Origin of the sequence: Leucobacter albus (assembly GCF_039528015.1) — a bacterium.
GTDB classification, from domain to species: Bacteria; Actinomycetota; Actinomycetes; order Actinomycetales; family Microbacteriaceae; genus Leucobacter; species Leucobacter albus.
On sequence record NZ_BAAAKZ010000002.1, the window covers coordinates 232,191 to 248,631 of the forward strand.

Genomic DNA, 16,441 nt, shown 5'->3' on the forward strand with positions numbered 1-16,441 from the left:
AGCAGCAACCAACCTCTTGAGTTGCCGTCAGGGCAAAACAATACAACCAAACTTGCTGAATAACAACCCGTGAGCGAAAAAGCTGGCGCTGAGGCCAACAATCTGGCGGCGTTTCCGCGCCACGGGCAAAGCAGACTCGTCAGCAGTGCTCGCCTGGGGGCCGGTGCACTTGCCACCGGGTTATGCCCTGTGGCCCGCGCTGCGCTCGGGGTGGGCCCTGGGCTGCGCTACGCCGGCTACACAGCGTGGCGCGGGGTGACCAGCGAGCCCGTTCTGGCGAAGCGCGCACGCTGCACCTCTCAGGCCACACCGCGACAAGCACCGATGGAGGCCGGAGCACCCCGACGACATGTGAGCGCACCCTACGACGCATCACACTCGCTGGTAAGATTGAATAGGCTCGAGAAGCGAGGTTCTACCGTGCGCACGGCGAAGCAGCTCAGCGATACCCTGCCGAACAGCATGGCTGAGGCTTTGCAAGAGCGCGTCGTCTCAGGCGCAAACGCGAGCGAGAGCGAGGTCGTTCGCGATGGCCTTCGTGCAGACCGTGTTGCCGACCCCTCCCCGATTCGGCCGACGGAGCATCGATGCGAATCGCAGTGATCGGTGCGGGGGTCGGCGGCCTCGTCGCCGCAGCTGGCCTGCAGGCCGACGACCACGAGGTCACTGTGTTTGAACGGAGAGCTTCGCCGAGCCCCGACGGCGCCGGATTGACGCTCTTCAGCAACGCGTTCGAGGCCCTCGACATGCTGGGTCTCGGCGATGCGGTCAGAGCGGTGTCGAGCGACGCGATCGCGACGATGCGCGCCGGCCAACGTCACCCCTCCGGCTCGTGGCTGGTCACCGTGCCGCCGAGCGCGGTCGCGTCGCTGCGCAGCGTGCACCGGGTCGAGCTGCATCGCGCGCTCTCCGGGCAGCTGCGCGACGGGACGATCCGCGCGGGAGCAGCCGCGCGCGTGGCCAGTGGCGGATCCCCGAGCGTCACCGTCGGCACCCGCACCGAGCAGTTCGACCTCGTGGTCGTCGCCGACGGCGCGCGCAGTGCGAACAGGGCCGCGCTCGGGATGGACCCTGGGCTGCGCTACGCCGGCTACACAGCGTGGCGCGGGGTGACCAGCGAGCCCGTGGATATCAACGGCGAGGCAGGCGAAACCTGGGGCCGCGGCCAGCTCTTCGGTATCGTGCCGCTCCCCGACGGCCGGGTGTACTGGTTCGGCACGCTCAACACTGCTCCGGGCACGACCTTCGCAGACGAGCACGAGGCCGTCACGCGACACTTTGCGGGCTGGCACGCCCCGATCCACCACTGCCTGGCCGCTACCCACCCCGCCGCGGTGATTCGCCACGACATCTACGACCTGGCGCGGCCGCTCGACACACTTGCGCGGGGTCGCACCGTACTGCTCGGCGACGCCGCGCACGCGATGACGCCCAACCTCGGCCAGGGCGCTGGGCAGGGAATCGAAGACGCGGCGACGCTCGCGCTGCTGCTGCGCGACACCCGCCCGAGTGAGCTGGGAGCAGCGCTCGCCCGGTATTCGACGCTGCGGCAGAAGCGCACCAGGGCAATCATGCAACGCTCACGCATGGCTGGCCGGGTGGCACAGGCGAGCGGCCCCGTCGCCGCGGCCTTGCGCAACACGGCGCTGCGGCTCACGCCGGGGAGGGTGCTCGGCGCGGTGAGCCAGCGATTGCACTCCTGGCCGCGGCCGATACTGCACTAACGCTGCCGGGCCCCGGCTAATCAGCCGAAGCGCGGTTGCGCTGCGCATGCGGGTCAGCAGATGAGCGCTGAGTGGCAGCCGTTGTGACTGCTGATCATCCTCGTATTCATCATCGGGGTGATCATCGCCATCGGCGCGGGAACAAGGGCCAAAAGGTTGAGAAGCGCCGACTTCGTCACTACTGAGAAGTTCAACACGCTTGCGATCCTGTCGTTCGTGCTCTCATTCTTCGTTGCTGTCGCGGCGATTGCGCTGGGCCACATTGCGCTCTCGCAGATCAAGCGCACTCATGAACGCGGCTGGGGGCTGGCGTTCGCTGGCCTCATCATCGGCTATGTTGCGCTGTTCGCCGGCGCAGTGCTACTCACGGTTCTCTTCTTCCCGCTCGCCAAGGCGGGGTACTAGAGCGTTTAAAGCCGCGTGTAGACCGGTGGACCTCGAAAAACACCTGGCGGCCCGTGGGGGTCACCACTCTCGACACGCCAGGCAACGAGTGATATTGTGTACACACAGATACACAAAACCCAAAGGGGAGGCGATGATCACCACCGTTGGAGTTCGCGAGTTCCGAAAAGGTCTCGCTGAGTTCATCGACCAGGCCGAGCCCGTGACCATCACCCGGCACGGGCAGACGGTTGGCCTATTCATTCCTGTGCATCGCGATCGCAAAGCCGACATCGCAGCCTATGTCGAGGCTGCACAGAAGGCTCACTCGCTTCTAGAGGAATGGGGCACGAGCGAGGACGAGGTCGTGGCCGAGTTCGATGCGCTGCGTCGAGAAGCCCGTCAGCTGTAACAGAGCGCATGACCCCACGACGCATCGTCCTCGATGCAAACATCCTCGTTCGAGCGGTGCTTGGGAAGCGCGTGAGGGAGCTCATAGGCCAGTACGGGGCAGAAGTCGCTTTCTTCGTGCCGGTAGTCGCTTTCGAGGAGGCAGAACGGCACCTCCCCGCTATCGCCGCAAAACGGGATCGCAACCCCGAAGCACTGATTGCATCCCTCGAGCGCCTGCGAGCCGTTGTTGAGACTGTGGACGAGAATGTTATCACTCCCCTACGGGACATCGCACTGCCGCGCATCGGTTCTCGCGACCCGATGGATTGGCCGATAGTTGCCACTGCGCTCGCGCTCGATTGCCCAATCTGGACAGAAGATCGGGATTTCTTTGGCTCGGGGGTCGCAACATGGACAAGCGCACACGTCGAGATCTATCTACGCGGAGATTGAGCGACAGCAAGTGCTTGGCCAATAAGGCCATCGTCGCCACCCACACTTCTGACGTCTAACTCGACCCGCACGCACGGTGCAGTTCGAGGGCCAAGGAGGGGAGCCAGCCACGCCTATCTCGACTTCTTGCGAAGGGACCCGGGGGTGCACCCAACGATCCGCGAGAAGGCGCGGTTGAACGCAGCCTCAGAGCTATACCCCAGCTCCGCGGCGAGCACGCCTATCGGCACCTCCTCGTTTGCCAGTCGCGACTGCGCGACGCTCATGCGCCACCGTGCGAGGTAGGCGATGGGGGTGACGCCGAGTTGCGGCCGCAAAAGCTCGCCGGCCATGATGCGCAGGGTGTCTCGAATGGCAGATGCTGGCGAGACAGCGTCACCGCCGAGAGACAGCACCGCGGGAAGCGAGCGCATCAGTTCGCGCGCTGCGGGGGCGGTCTGCTCGGTGTTGACGTTTGGCATCACCGCAGCCGGAAACGTTCCGCTCAATACCGAGCTCGAGCGCGCACCCGTGAACACCGAAGCTCAGCGCCGGAGTGCACGGCAGCGGTTCGAAGTTCCTTGGAACCGCCGAGACCTCGCGCGCTCTGTCACGAGCACTGGCGCCCTGGCGTTCCTCGCGATCGCCCTAGCTTCGGCGTAGGGCCCACGAGCCCTGCTGCCAACCTCATGGCCAGGCCGGTGGGACAAGAAAATGGCGACCCTGACGGGACTTGAACCCGCGACCTCCGCCGTGACAGGGCGGCGCGCTAACCAACTGCGCTACAGGGCCAGATATGAAATTGTGTTGCCACCCCGCGCGACAAGCGCGCAAAGCGAAGCAAGATTTAGAGAACCCCCGTGATGTAGAAGCTACACGGGGGTTCAGTAACGGTGTAATAGCCGCTACGTGGCTCCGACCGGCATCGATCCGGTGACCTTTCGATTTTCAGTCGAACGCTCTACCAACTGAGCTACAGAGCCAGACGATCATTCGAACTGGGTGACCAACTCTGGCAATCGCCTTGGGAATGAAGAAACCCTTCCGAAGAAGGGCTCCTCACGCCAGCGACCCTGACGGGACTTGAACCCGCGACCTCCGCCGTGACAGGGCGGCGCGCTAACCAACTGCGCTACAGGGCCATGCATATTTAGTTGTGTTCGGTACCAGTGACCCCAACGGGATTCGAACCCGTGCTGCCGCCGTGAAAGGGCGGTGTCCTAGGCCGCTAAACGATGGGGCCGAGACAATTTCTTGCCTTGCTACCGAGATATGAGCTTATGGCAACAATGCCACGTCGCGCAAATCGGGGCAGCCATTCGGTTTCCCTGGCGTGTCGCGACGCTCGAAGACTGCGGGGCAGCCGCTACCCCCCAAGCGCGCGCTGCACGCGGTTGAGCGAGATATTCTCGAGCCGCTGCACGCCGTCGCCTGTGCGCTGCTCGAAGTGGTAGCCCATCTTGCCCTGGCTGAGCATGCCGATGAGGTGCGGTTCGCTCGCGTTCCACATGATCCACGTCGGCTGCCCGTGCAGGTTCGGGCCTAGAAATGTGAATTCGATCGACTGCTGCCCGAACCGTTGAATGTTGGGCATCAGCCGGTCTGTGGGGAGCGCTAGTACCTTCTCACCCTGTCGTTGCACCTCGCTCATGGCCTGATCTTATCGAACCGAACATAAAATTTCGATTGCGAAACACTCAGGGAGCAAACAGCTATGCCCCGGCGAAGAACGCCCCGATCGCGCGGGCCAACCCGTGGAGGTCATCGACGTGCACAAGTTCGCGGGCCGAGTGCATCGACAGTAGCGGCACGCCGACGTCGACCGTGCGAATTCCGATGCGCGTCGCGGTAATCGGCCCGATCGTCGAACCGCATGGCACCGTGTTGTTCGACACGAAAGCCTGTGTCTGCACCCCGGCAGTGTCGCACGCGCGCTGCCAGAGCGCGGCGCCGTGCGCATCGCTCGCGTAGCGCTGGTTCGCGTTGACCTTGAGCATCGGCCCCTGGCCAGCCAGCGGCCGCACGTTCGGGTCGTGTTTCTCCTGGTAGTTGGGGTGCACCGAGTGCCCGGCATCGGCCGACAGGCACCACGACGCCGCAAGCGCGCGTGCGGCCTCGTCTGGCGTTGCCCCGAGCCCGGCACGCAGGCGCACGAGTACGTCTTCGAGGAAGGGGCCTGCGGCGCCGGAGCGCGTCTCGGAGCCGAGCTCCTCGTGGTCGAACGACGCGAACACCGAGATCGTGCCCGCCGCGGGCTCGGTTTCGATGAGCGCGACGAGGCCCGCGAACGTCGAACTCAGGTTGTCGAGTCGCGGCGAGGCGAGAAACTCGTTTCGCGCCCCGATCCTGCTCGCGGGCTGGGTGTCGTAGAGCCGCACGTCAGCGCCGGCGATGTCGCCCGCGGTGAGGCGCCCCTGATCCGCCACGAGAACTGCCGTCGGCTCCGCGGCGAACTCCTCACCAGGCTGCGGCATGTTCGCGGCCGTGGCAAGCAGATCCATCACCGAGGTCTCGGGCGCCGACACCGCGAGAATCGGCTGCGTGTGGCGCTGGCGGTCGAGCGTGAGGCCGGCGTTCGCTTCGCGATCGAGGTGGATCGCGAGCTGCGGAATGCGCGCGACCGCTTGCGTGCAGACGAGGCGCTCCTCACCCGAGCGGGTGACCACTCGCCCAGCGAACCCAAGGTCGCGGTCTAGCCAGGAGTTGATGAGCGGGCCGCCGTAGATCTCGACGCCCGCCTGCGACCAACCCGCCGCGGTGAAATCTGGTTGGGGCTTCAAGACGAAGCCGGGCGAGTCAGTGTGTGCACCGAGCACGCGCACGGGGCTGGTCGCAGTGACGCCCTCGCCCGCGTGCCACGCGATGATTGCGCCCTCTCGCACGACGAGGCCGCGGGAGCCGGCCGCGACCGGCCCCCATGCCTCTTCCTCGCGGTGCTCGGTGAAACCCACCGATGTGAGAATCGCCGCCGAGAAGCGCGCAGCGTGGTACGAGCTCGGCGATGAACCTACGAAACCGATGAACTCGTTGATGTATTCGTCGCGGTTTCCCAGCAGCGTCTCAGTCATCGTGTTACTTCATCTCGCTTCGCTGGGGGCCCGCCGCGGGTGCCGGGGCCGTGAACTGTGCTGCAAACTCGGTGAGCAGCCGCGCACCGAACCCGGTCGAGCCGGTCGAGCGCCACAGGTCATCGCTCGCGACCTCCATCGTCGGCGCGATGTCGAGGTGGCCCCACGGAATGTCGCCGACGAACTCATTGAGAAACAGCGCCGCGAGAATCGCACCGCCGTAGGGCCCGCCGATGTTCGACAGGTCGGCGACGTTCGACTTCATCTGGTCGGCGTAGCGGTGGTCGAGCGGCAGCGGCCACACGCGCTCGTCGGTGAGCTCGGCTGCTGCTGCGAGCTGCGCTGCGACCTCGTCGTTGTTCGCGAGTGTCGCCGCGGTGCTCAGTCCGAGGGCGGCCATCGCGTTGCCGGTGAGCGTCGCGATATCGACGATGGCGTCGGGGCGGTGCTCTTCTTCGGTGGCCAGCGCGAGGCCGTCGGCCATCACGATGCGACCTTCGGCGTCGGAGTTCTTTACCTCGACGGTCTTGCCGCCACGAATCGTGAGCACGTCTCCAATCTTCGTTGCGGTGCCCGAGAGCATGTTGTCTGTGCACATCAGCCACCCGGTGACCTTGCTCTTCACGCCGAGCTCGCGCAGGCCGAGCATCGCTGCGAACACCGCGCCGGCACCCATCATGTCGAGCTTCATGCTGCCCATCGAGTTCGCGGGCTTCAGGCTGATGCCGCCCGAATCGAACATGATGCCCTTGCCGACGAGCGCAAGGTGAGCCGTGTCTGCAGTGGCGCCCTCCGGTGTGTAGCGCAGCTTGACCATGCGGGGCTCGTCGACCGAGCCCGCGTTCACGCCGAGCAGGCCGCCGGTGCCGAGCTCAATGAGAGCGTCGCGGTCGAACACCTCGACCTCGAGGCCGTACTCGGGGCCGAGCTTCGCCGCGATCTCGGCGAACTTCTCGGCGGTCAGGTGGCGCGGCGGGGTGTTGCCGAGATCGCGCGACACTGCTGCCGCACGGGTGAGCACGAGCGCGCGGTCGACGCCCTGCTGCGCTGCAGCTGCGTCTTCAACTGCGAGGGTCAGCGTTTCGAGCGCGACGTTCTTTGCCTCGCCCTTGAGCTGTTCGAAGCGGTAGCGCGCGAGCAGTGCACCCTCGGTCGCGGCGAGCGCCGCGTCGTGCGCGCTCAGGCCGCCGGCGACGACGCCGGTCAGGTCAATCGCGAGCACCGCAGACTCGCTTGCGGCGCGGGTAAACGAGGCGACCGCGTCACGCAACTTTGCGGCGGTCTTGATGCCCTCACCGGTGCCGACGAGCACGCACAGAGTCTCACCGGGCAGGCGCAGGGTCTGCCCGGGCTTGCCGGTAAAACCGGCGGCCGCGAGGGAGTCACGGGTTTGCCCCGCGAGGTGATCGCATGATGGCAGATCACCCTCAGCGGCGATAAAGCACGCACGAACGGCAGCCGTTTCGACATCGGCGACGGAGCCGATGACGACGTTGGTCGTCTGTGCGAGCGAAGGGACAGGATCGAAGGATGGGTCAATCACTACACTCATGCCCCCACCCTACTCTCTTGGCTCCTCGTGCAGGCCCCACAGCTTGACCTGTGGAGGGGCATCAATGAGCGCAACATCTGGGAGCGTTGGCACCCACGCTGCGAGAGCATCGGCCCAGGTGCGAATATGCGCGGCCGCGAAGTGATCGGCGTACCAGCCCGCGTACAGTCGCATCCGCACCTGCGACCCGTCGAGCATGATGCGCACCGTACGCACCCCAAAGCTTGCCTGGTCGGTGAGAATCGCGATGCCTCTGCCCGAAGCGGCATGGGCCTGTGCAAGGCTTGCGGTGCGCATCTCGGTGATCTGGGCGAGACCGACCCCCGCCTGCGCGACCGCGGTATCGAATGAGGTTCGAGCCGTGTGAGTGCGGTCCATGCACAGCAGTGGGTACTCGACGAGCTCCGAGACCTCAACGCTGGCGCGGTCAAACAGCGGGTGCCCCGGGGGCACATGCGCGGTGATGCCCACCTGCGTGATGAGACGAGAGGCCCAGTTTGCCGGCGGGGCAAATGTCGAGATGCCGAAGTCGGCCCCCGTTGCTTCAACGCGGTCAAACACCTCAGCGGGGCTCGCGGCGACCGCGTCGACGAGTGGTAGGCCCGCCCCGTGTAGCGCGCTGAATGCCGCGATCGTCCGCTCGATCGTCGTTGACTGCGCTACCGCGAGCAGACGCACGTCGGCCGGGTCGCTGTGTGAGGTCACCGCTTTCGCCTCGTCTGCTCGCCGCAGCAGGTCGCGCGCCATCTCGAGGAATCGCCTCCCCGCGTGGGTGAGTTGCAGCGCTCCCCTGCCCCGCTCGAAGAGCGCGGCCCCAACCTCGCGTTCGAGGGCGGCGAGCTGCCGCGACACCGCAGGCTGCGACACATGCACGCGCGCGGCGCCGCCCGTCACCGACCCCGCCTCTGCAGCCGCGACGAAGTACCGCAAGACCCGAAGTTCCATGGCATGCCTCCAATGCATGAAGAAAGTGCTTTTTAGATATTAGACGGCATGACGGTTTGGCCCTACATTCGAGAGGTCGCACTGACATCACTGACTACAACGGAGAAGCACATGTCAACACCCCGCTCCGCTCACGCGCTCGAGGCCCACGCAAAGAAGGCCAGGCTCGCCGCGTTTCTCGGTACCACCGTCGAGTGGTACGACTTCTTCATCTATTCGACCGCCGCGGCGATCGCGTTCGGCCCCGTCTTCTTCCCCGATCAATCAGCCGGCACCGCCCTGCTGCTCTCGTTCGCCACGTTCTGGGCCGGCTTCCTCGCCAGGCCCATCGGCGGCGTCGTGTTCGGCCACCTCGGCGACAAGTTCGGGCGCAAGAACACCCTCGTCGCGACCCTCCTCATCATGGGCATCGCCACGTTCTGCATCGGCATTTTGCCCGGTGCGAACCAGATCGGCGTGATGGCCCCCATTCTGCTCGTGGCGCTGCGCGCACTCCAGGGTTTCGCGGTCGGCGGCGAGTGGGGCGGCGCCGTGTTGCTCGCCTCCGAATCTGGCAGTAAGAGCAAGGTCATTCGCGGCGGAATGTTCGTGCAGCAGGGCTCCCCGGCGGGCAACATCCTCGCAACCGCGGCGTTCGCCCTGGCGGCGCTGCTGCCCGCAGAGCAATTCATTGCGTGGGGCTGGCGCCTCCCGTTCCTGTTCTCGGCCGTGCTCGTCATCATCGGCCTCGTGATTCGCGCCCGCCTCGATGAGTCCCCCGAGTTCCTCGCGCAGCAGGCGAGCCGCGAGGAGATCAAGGTACCCATCGCCGAGCTGTTCAAGCACCACTGGCGGCAGGTCATCGCCGGCGTCTTCGCCAGCGCGATCGGCATCGGCATGGCGTACTTCGTAAGCGCGTTCATGCTCGCCTACACGACGACCTCGCTCGGCATTGACCGTGGCGTCATGCTCAATGTGTTGCTCGTGAACGCGATTGTGCAGTTCCTGTGGCAGCCCATCGCGACCCGCATCGCCGAGAAAGTTGGCAGCGCGAAGTTCATGGCCTGGTCGCTTGCCGCGCAGGCGATCCTCGTGATCCCGATGTTCCTCCTCGTGAACACCGGCAATGTCATCGCGATCGCCGCTGGCATCATCGCCTCGACAATCGCGGGCGCGGGCTACTACGCGGTGCTCGCGGGCTTCCTCGCACAGGCGTTCCCCGTCGAGGTGCGCTACACGGGCGTCTCGTTTGCCTACCAGGCCTCGTCGACCCTCATTGGCGGCACCACCCCGCTGCTCGCCCAGTCATTCCTTGTCTCTATGGGTTGGCAGGGTGTCGCGGGCTTCAACATCGTGCTCGTCGCCGTCACCATCGCCGGCGTGCTCGCGCTCGCCTCGCTCACCGGCTTTACCGCCGCACGCGAGCGCGCACAGCGCACCGCCGACGCCTAGCCCCCCCCCCGGGTGCGGGGCCGCTCCCCTCGGCCCCGCGCCTTCCCCGCGCGCCACCGGCACCCGGGGGATCCGCCCCTTACGGGCACCAGCACAGCAGCCACCGAACAAGGAGCCCCATGCGCATCGACACGATCATCGAAAACGCCCGCATCACGACCGTCGACCCCGCACGCCCGAGCGCGAGCCGGCTCGGCATCTGGAACGGCCTGATCGTCGGCGTCGACGAGGAGCTCGACGGCCTCACCGCCGACACCCGCATCGACCTCGGCGGCGCACCCGTCGTCCCTGGGTTCAATGACGCCCACTTTCATTTCTCGATGCTCGGCCTCGAGATGACCCAGCTCGACCTCTCGCCCGAGCTCGCGCCGACGCTCGAGGCGCTGTACGCGCGCGTCGCGGAGTTCGCGGCGAGTAGGCCCGAGGGGGCCTGGGTGCGCGGCCAGGGGTACGACCAGAACAAGCTTGGCGGCGAGCACCCCGACATCGACGTGCTCGACCGCATCACCGGCGGCCGCCCCGTGTACCTGTTGCACAACTCGCACCATATGGCCGTAGCGAATACCGCGGCCTTCGCGCTCGCGGGGCACGCAGACGTCACCGCGCTCCGGGCCCCCGTCGGGGGCAGCCTGGGCACCGATGCGACCGGCCGGTTCACGGGCCTCATCCAGGAGCAGGCGATGTCGCTCGTGACGCACCTGTTTCGCCCGGTGCCGCAGGAGGATCTCGTCGAGGCGCTTGGCGCGGCGTCGCGCTGGGCACTGAGGCACGGCCTCACGAGTGCGACCGAGCCAGGCATCGGTGGCACGATGATTGGCCACGGCCCCGCAGACATTCGCGCTTTCCAGCTCGCGCGGGAGCGCGGCGCGCTGCAGACGAGGCTCACCCTGATGCCATACATCGATGCGCTGCACGACCTCGGCCCCATCGGCGACGGCGGCGACGGCTGGGGCATCGATCTCGGCATTCGCAGCGGGCTCGGCGACGAGTGGGTGCGCGTCGGGCCGGTGAAGGTGCTGAGTGACGGCTCCCTCATCGGCCGCACGGCCGCCATGTGCTGCGACTACGCTGATACGCCCGGCAACGCGGGTTACCTACAGTGGGAGCAGCAGGAGTTGCACGACAAGATCGTTGCCGCGCACCTCAACGGCTGGCAGGTGGCAGCCCACGCTATCGGTGACCGGGCGCTCGATGTCGTGCTCGACGCGTTCGAGGCCGGGCAGCGCAAGCTCGCCCGCGAGAACGCCAGGCACCGCATCGAGCACGTCGCGGTGGCCTCCGACGCACAGGTCGCGCGCATCGCCGCCGGCGGGCATATTCCGGTGCCCCAGGGCAGGTTCATTTCTGAGCTCGGCGACGGCTTCACCGCGGCGCTCGGAGCCGACCGGGTCGACCTCGCCTACCGCATGCGGAGCTTCGTCGAAGCTGGCGTCGAGCTTCCCGGCTCTACCGACGCACCGGTCGTTCCCGGCGAGCCAATGCTCAGCCTGCACGACATGGTGAACCGCCGCTCGGAGTCGGGCGCGCCCATCGGGCTTGCCGAGGCCCTCACCCCCGCGCAGGCGCTGCGTGCCTACACTCACGGATCCGCCTACGCCGTGCACGACGAGCACCGCAAGGGCTCGCTCTCGCGTGGCAAGCTCGCCGACCTCGTGGTGCTTTCTGACGACCCGGCGGCGGTTGCCCCCGAGCGGATCCGCGACATTGAGGTTCGCGCGACAATGATCGGCGGGGAGTTTGGTTTCGACGCCGCAGGCGAACTCGCGGCCTCCTAGCGCACAGCAGCGCACAGCAGCGCACACAAAGCTGGCCCCCACGGCGCATTCGTGGGGGCCAGCTTTGGTATCGGCGGCTCGGGGCTGGGAGTGCTCTACTAGTCGACCGCGAGCGCCGTCACGGGCGACACCCGCACCGCGCGCCTGGCTGGGGCAGCGGCCGCGATGAGCGCGAGCGCAACGCCGAAGACGACGACCCCCGCGACGACGAGCCACGGCACGCTCGGGGCGGCAAACCCGACCTCTGAACCGAGCAGCGTTTGCGCGGCGACCCAGCCATAGAACACGCCGAGCACGATGCCGAAGCCGAGGGCCGCGACAGTCATCTGGGCGCTCTCGGCGACGACCATGCGCCGCACCTGCGACCCGGTGAACCCGAGGGCTCTCAGCAGCCCGAGCTCGCGGGTGCGCTGCAAGACGCTGAGCGACAGCGTGTTCACGAGGCCGACCGCCGCGATGATCGCGGAGAAGCCGACGAGCCCGGTGAAGATCGCGGTGGTGATCGCGAGTGTCTCGTTGAGCATCGCCGCCATCATCGGGTCGTTGTCGAACGCGATGAGGGTCATCGCGCGGTAGCTATCGAGGGCGACGGCGAACATCACGACGAGGGTGACGCCGATCACGAGGCCGATGGTGGATCGAGCGCTGCGCTCGGGGAAGCGGACGGCGTTTGCCGCGGCGAGCGAGCCTGTCGGCCCGCGGTCGATGAGCTTGCCGGTGAGCTTCAGAATTGGCGGCATGATGAAGTGCGCGCCGATCGCGATGCCGGTGAACGAGAATAGCCCGCCGAAGAACGCGATCATGAGCGCCATCGGGCTGAAGATGCTCGCGACGATGCCGAGGGCGAGCAGCACGACGCCGATGACGATGAGGATCCACGCCCACACCGTGCGCGCACGGCGACCGCGCGACTCCTCGGGGCGCAGCTCGACGGAGGCGCCGGTTGCGGCGATCGGCGAGACCGAGCCGACGCGGCGCGAGCCCGCCCAGGCCGCGGCCCAGGTCGTGAGCGCGACAATCGCGACCGCGACGATCGCGAGCGGATCGAACAGCGGGTAGTCGCGCCCCTCGGGCAGCCACCCGAGGCCGGGGCCGATCGCGACGACGCCGGCGATGAGCGCCTCGGCGAGCACGAAGCCGATCACAGCTCCGATCGCGCCCATCAAAAGGCCCTCGCCAGCGACGCGGGAGCGGATCCGCGCCGACGTTGACCCGACGAGCCGATACAGTGCGATCGTGCGGGTGCGCCCCGCGATGATCGTCGCGAACGTGTTCGCGGTGACGATCGCGCCGACGTACAGCGCGATGATGATGAAGATGAACGACACCATGAGCAGGGTCATGCGGAACGTGCCGGATTCCTCGATGAGCGTCGGGTCGAGCGCGGCCCCCATGACCCCCGTCGTGAGAATGAGCGCGACCGCGAACATCGTGCTGAGCGCCGAGACAACAACCGTGGCCGCGTGCTCACGGAGCGCGGATCCGTTCGCGGCGCTCATGCCCCGTGCCCCTCAAGATTCAGCATGGTGGCCGAGATCTCCTCGGCGGTCATTGCCCCGCGATCCGCCACAATCTTGCCGTCGCCGAGGAACACGATGCGGTCGGCGTAGCTCGCCGCAATCGGGTCGTGCGTCACCATCACGATGCTCTGGCCGGAGTTCGTAACCGCCGAGCGCAACAGCTTCAGCACCTCGCGGCCCGTGCGCGAGTCGAGCGCGCCGGTCGGCTCGTCGGCGAAGATCACGTCGGGCTTGGTCGCGAGGGCGCGGGCGATCGCGACGCGCTGCTGTTGGCCACCCGAGAGCTCGTGGGGGCGGTGGTCGAGGCGCTCGGCGAGGCCGAGCTGGCCGAGCAGCGCGTCGATCCACGCCATTTCTTGCAGGCTCGGCTTCTTGCCGTCGAGCTGGAACGGCAGCATGATGTTGCCGCGCACGTCGAGCGTTGGCACGAGGTTGAACGCCTGGAAGATGAAGCCGATGCGGCGCCTGCGCAGCTTCGTGAGCTCGGCGTCACCGAGCCCTGAGATCTCGTCGCCGCCGAGCCAGACCTTGCCAGCGCTCGGGGTGTCGAGGCCGGCCATAACGTGCATGAGGGTGGACTTGCCCGAGCCCGACGGGCCCATGATTGCGGTGAACTGGCCGCGACCGATCCCCACCGACACGTCGTGAAGCGCGACGACGCGCTGCTCCCCGTTGCCGTAGTACTTGCCGAGGTTCGCGACGCCCGCGACCGTCTCAATTGCTGCTGCTTGTGCGTTCATACCTCGACGGTACGTCGCACGGTGGTGCCGGCGGATCGCCCCCGGGTGCCGCGTGGGTAGTACCGCGGTACCGACTCGGGGCGGTGTCGGCACCGCGGGCCCGGGCTGTGGGGCTCGGGCTATGGGGCCAGGGCTGTGGGGCCAGGGCTGTGGGGCCAGGGCTGTGGGGCCAGGGCTGTGGCCCGATGATCTCCGAAGCGTCGCGGATCCGCCGCTAGGCCGCCGCCGCGGGCTTCTTCGGCACGAAGAACGCGAGCACGAGCGCGAGCACCGAGCTCGCCGCGGCAACGAGAAACGCGGTGTGGATGCCCTGCGCCGTCGCCGCCGTCGCTCCGAGCCCAACGGCCGCGCCCGACGCGGTGCCGACCGCCATGAGCGTGACGAACAGCGCGGTACCCACCGCGCCGGCGAGCTGCTGCACGGTCGAGAAGATCGCGCTGCCGTGGCTGTAGAGCTCAGGGGCGAGCGACCCGAGCGACGAGGTCATGAGCGGCGTCATCATGAACGCGATACCGAGGTTCAACACGAGCATCGCGACGACCACGAGCCAGACCGGGCTCGCGTCGCCAAGCTGGGTGAACAGCACGAGCGCAACCGACACGACAAAGGCCCCGGGTATCACAAGTGGCCGCGCCCCAACCCTGTCGAACAGTGCCCCGACGAACGGGGCGGCGAGCCCCATGAGCAGCCCGCCAGGTAACACCGCAAGACCGGCCGCGAGCGGCGTGAGCCCGAGCACGTTCTGCATGTAGATCGGGAGGAGAATGAGCGAGCCAAACATCGACAGCATCACGACCGAGATCAGCACGATGCCGACCCAGAACGGCCTGGCAGCGAACGGGCGGAGATCGAGGAAGGCGGCCTCCCGACGCTGCAGCGCGAGCTGCCGCCAGATGAACAGCGCAAGCCCGACGACACCGCCAATGATGGGAACCGCCGGTGAGACCGGTGCGCTCCCGTCGATCGCCTGCCCGATGCTGCCGAGCCCGAACACGAGGCCACCAAAAGCGACGAGCGACAGCAGTGCCGAGAGCACGTCGAACCTCACGGGCTCGCCCCTGTCGCCCGGGCCGATGAGCAGCGCCCCGACAACGAGCACGACAGCCGCGATCGGCAGCACCACGAAGAACACGGCCCGCCAGCCGAGCGCCGTGATGAGCAGGCCTGACACGGTCGGGCCGAGCGCCGGCGCGGCCGACATCACGATCGCGATCAGGCCCATCATGCGGCCCCGCCTCGCCTCGGGAATGCGCGTGAGAATCGTGGTCGTGATGAGCGGCATGATGAGCGCGGTCCCTGCGGCCTGTGCGACGCGCGCGATCACGAGCACCGCAAACGCCGGGGCGAACGCGGCGGCCGCCGTGCCGAGCGCGAACAGGCCGAGCGCGGCAACGAAGATCGCGCGCGGCGTGAAGCGCTGCAGCAGGAAGCCAGCCATCGGAATGAGCACGGCCATCACGAGCATGTACGCCGTCGTGAGCCACTGCCCAGCAGAGGCGGTCACCCCGAACTCGCGCATGATCGGCGGCAGCGCGACGCCCATGACGGTCTCGTTGAGCACCATGACGAACGCGCCTGACAGCAGGATCCAGATGAGCGCGTTGCCACGCGACCGCTGCTCCGCTGGCGCGCTCTGCTGGTGCTGCGCTGTGGGGGTGGTTGAGCTCACTATTCCTCCGGTTTCGCATTTGTGGCAGTCACTGCCAGAAATGACAGCCTATGCCAGAACAACGCTGTTAACCTGTGAGCATGCCGAAGCCCACGCTCCGAGAGCTCTCCCGCCAGGCCGTCAAACAGCGGGTGAGCGATGTGGCGATCGATCTCTTCTTAGAGCGCGGCTACGAGTCGACCACGGTCGAAGACATCGCGGCCGCCGCCGGCATCTCAGAGCGCTCGTTCTTTCGCTACTTCGCGACGAAAGACGCTGTGTTCTTCGCGCGCGGTGCCGAGTACACCGCCGCCTTCATCGAGCGCGTGCTCGAGCGCCCGGCCGGCGAGGCCCCGTGGATCTCGCTGCAGACCGCGGTCGAACTGACGCTCACCTCTTTTGATAACGACGTAGAGTTCACGAAGGCCCGCGAGGTGCGCGAGATTCTCGCGGCCTCCCCCGAGCTCATGGCGCGCCAGTTCGCGCACGTCGCAGACTCCCAGCGCGAGCTCGGCGACGCGCTCTGGGACAGGTGGCAGGCTGACCCAGCCAGGCACACCGAGGACCCGGAGATCAGGCTTGTCATTCGCGCGCTCGTCGGCTCGATGCTTGGCGTGCTCACCGAGGTCATGCTGCACGCGGAAGACCTGCCGCCCGCTGAGCGGATGCGGCTCGTGCGCGCCACGCTCGACGCCATCCGCCCCGCGCGGGCAGACCTCGGCGGCGCGCCCTAGGCCCTGCGGCTCCTGGAGCTGGCTCCTGGAGCTGGCTCCTGGAGCTGGCTCCTGGCACTGGCCTCTGGCACTGCCCCCACTGGCACTGGCCTTGG

General features: G+C 67.2%; 16 protein-coding genes and 4 tRNA genes. 8 read left to right on the forward strand and 12 right to left on the reverse strand.

The window, feature by feature from the left end; translation table 11 throughout:
* Window positions 1-587: 587 nt before the first annotated feature.
* The 4 genes from ABD115_RS02615 (at window position 588) to ABD115_RS02630 (ending at window position 2,954) form a co-directional block, all read left to right on the forward strand.
* Window positions 588-1,724 (forward strand): FAD-dependent monooxygenase, encoded by a 1,137-nt coding sequence (locus ABD115_RS02615; protein WP_343957923.1) that lies wholly within the window; start codon window positions 588-590, stop codon window positions 1,722-1,724.
* Between the two features lie 156 nt (window positions 1,725-1,880).
* Complete coding sequence (locus ABD115_RS02620; protein WP_343957925.1) at window positions 1,881-2,129, forward strand: DUF4190 domain-containing protein; 249 nt, start codon at window positions 1,881-1,883, stop codon at window positions 2,127-2,129.
* Between the two features lie 133 nt (window positions 2,130-2,262).
* Window positions 2,263-2,520 carry a type II toxin-antitoxin system Phd/YefM family antitoxin gene (locus ABD115_RS02625; protein WP_343957927.1) on the forward strand — a complete coding sequence of 86 codons (258 nt, stop codon included), beginning with the start codon at window positions 2,263-2,265 and terminating at the stop codon, window positions 2,518-2,520.
* 8 nt (window positions 2,521-2,528) lie between these two features.
* Window positions 2,529-2,954, forward strand: coding sequence for a PIN domain-containing protein (locus ABD115_RS02630; protein WP_343957929.1), 426 nt, complete (start codon window positions 2,529-2,531; stop codon window positions 2,952-2,954).
* 113 nt (window positions 2,955-3,067) lie between these two features.
* On the opposite strand, the gene ABD115_RS02635 is transcribed toward ABD115_RS02630, so the two are convergent.
* The gene (locus tag ABD115_RS02635; RefSeq protein ID WP_343957930.1) at window positions 3,068-3,415 is read right to left on the reverse strand and encodes a helix-turn-helix domain-containing protein; all 348 of its coding nucleotides are present in this window, start codon (window positions 3,413-3,415) and stop codon (window positions 3,068-3,070) included.
* Here ABD115_RS02635 and ABD115_RS02640 point away from each other — a divergent pair.
* Complete coding sequence (locus tag ABD115_RS02640) at window positions 3,306-3,596, forward strand: anthrone oxygenase family protein (protein WP_343957932.1); 291 nt, start codon at window positions 3,306-3,308, stop codon at window positions 3,594-3,596. The genes ABD115_RS02635 and ABD115_RS02640 overlap by 110 nt on opposite strands.
* Before the next feature lie 52 nt (window positions 3,597-3,648).
* Here the strand turns inward: ABD115_RS02640 and ABD115_RS02645 are convergent.
* The 8 genes from ABD115_RS02645 to ABD115_RS02680 form a co-directional block, all read right to left on the reverse strand.
* Window positions 3,649-3,725 (reverse strand) — tRNA-Asp (locus ABD115_RS02645).
* 118 nt (window positions 3,726-3,843) lie between these two features.
* A tRNA-Phe gene (locus ABD115_RS02650) sits at window positions 3,844-3,916 on the reverse strand.
* An 85-nt stretch (window positions 3,917-4,001) separates the two neighbouring features.
* Window positions 4,002-4,075 (reverse strand) — tRNA-Asp (locus tag ABD115_RS02655).
* A 28-nt stretch (window positions 4,076-4,103) separates the two neighbouring features.
* Window positions 4,104-4,176: transfer RNA gene (locus ABD115_RS02660), tRNA-Glu, on the reverse strand.
* Window positions 4,177-4,299: 123 nt separating this feature from the next.
* A complete protein-coding gene (locus ABD115_RS02665) occupies window positions 4,300-4,584 on the reverse strand; it encodes a hypothetical protein (protein WP_343957934.1) in 285 nt (94 codons plus the stop codon).
* A gap of 61 nt (window positions 4,585-4,645) precedes the next feature.
* Window positions 4,646-6,001, reverse strand: coding sequence for a M18 family aminopeptidase (locus tag ABD115_RS02670; RefSeq protein ID WP_343957936.1), 1,356 nt, complete (start codon window positions 5,999-6,001; stop codon window positions 4,646-4,648).
* 4 nt (window positions 6,002-6,005) lie between these two features.
* Window positions 6,006-7,553 carry a leucyl aminopeptidase family protein gene (locus ABD115_RS02675; RefSeq protein WP_343957938.1) on the reverse strand — a complete coding sequence of 516 codons (1,548 nt, stop codon included), beginning with the start codon at window positions 7,551-7,553 and terminating at the stop codon, window positions 6,006-6,008.
* Window positions 7,554-7,562: 9 nt separating this feature from the next.
* On the reverse strand, window positions 7,563-8,498 hold the full coding sequence (locus ABD115_RS02680; RefSeq protein ID WP_343957940.1) for a LysR family transcriptional regulator: 936 nt from the start codon (window positions 8,496-8,498) through the stop codon (window positions 7,563-7,565).
* A gap of 111 nt (window positions 8,499-8,609) precedes the next feature.
* Between ABD115_RS02680 and ABD115_RS02685 the strand changes: the two genes are divergently transcribed.
* Both ABD115_RS02685 and ABD115_RS02690 read left to right on the forward strand, forming a co-directional pair.
* Window positions 8,610-9,929, forward strand: coding sequence for an MFS transporter (locus tag ABD115_RS02685; RefSeq protein ID WP_343957941.1), 1,320 nt, complete (start codon window positions 8,610-8,612; stop codon window positions 9,927-9,929).
* A gap of 119 nt (window positions 9,930-10,048) precedes the next feature.
* On the forward strand, window positions 10,049-11,704 hold the full coding sequence (locus tag ABD115_RS02690; RefSeq protein ID WP_343957943.1) for an amidohydrolase: 1,656 nt from the start codon (window positions 10,049-10,051) through the stop codon (window positions 11,702-11,704).
* Window positions 11,705-11,802: 98 nt separating this feature from the next.
* Here ABD115_RS02690 and ABD115_RS02695 read toward each other — a convergent pair whose 3' ends face one another.
* The 3 genes from ABD115_RS02695 to ABD115_RS02705 form a co-directional block, all read right to left on the reverse strand.
* Window positions 11,803-13,203 (reverse strand): ABC transporter permease, encoded by a 1,401-nt coding sequence (locus tag ABD115_RS02695; protein WP_343957944.1) that lies wholly within the window; start codon window positions 13,201-13,203, stop codon window positions 11,803-11,805.
* The gene (locus ABD115_RS02700; RefSeq protein ID WP_343957946.1) at window positions 13,200-13,964 is read right to left on the reverse strand and encodes an ABC transporter ATP-binding protein; all 765 of its coding nucleotides are present in this window, start codon (window positions 13,962-13,964) and stop codon (window positions 13,200-13,202) included. The genes ABD115_RS02695 and ABD115_RS02700 overlap by 4 nt, the downstream gene beginning before the upstream one ends.
* 214 nt (window positions 13,965-14,178) lie before the next feature.
* Entirely contained in the window at window positions 14,179-15,633 is a 1,455-nt protein-coding gene (locus tag ABD115_RS02705; RefSeq protein ID WP_343957948.1) for an MDR family MFS transporter, read from the reverse strand.
* Between the two features lie 80 nt (window positions 15,634-15,713).
* Here ABD115_RS02705 and ABD115_RS02710 point away from each other — a divergent pair, with 80 nt between their 5' ends.
* A complete protein-coding gene (locus ABD115_RS02710; protein WP_343957950.1) occupies window positions 15,714-16,346 on the forward strand; it encodes a TetR/AcrR family transcriptional regulator in 633 nt (210 codons plus the stop codon).
* Window positions 16,347-16,441 lie beyond the last annotated feature (95 nt).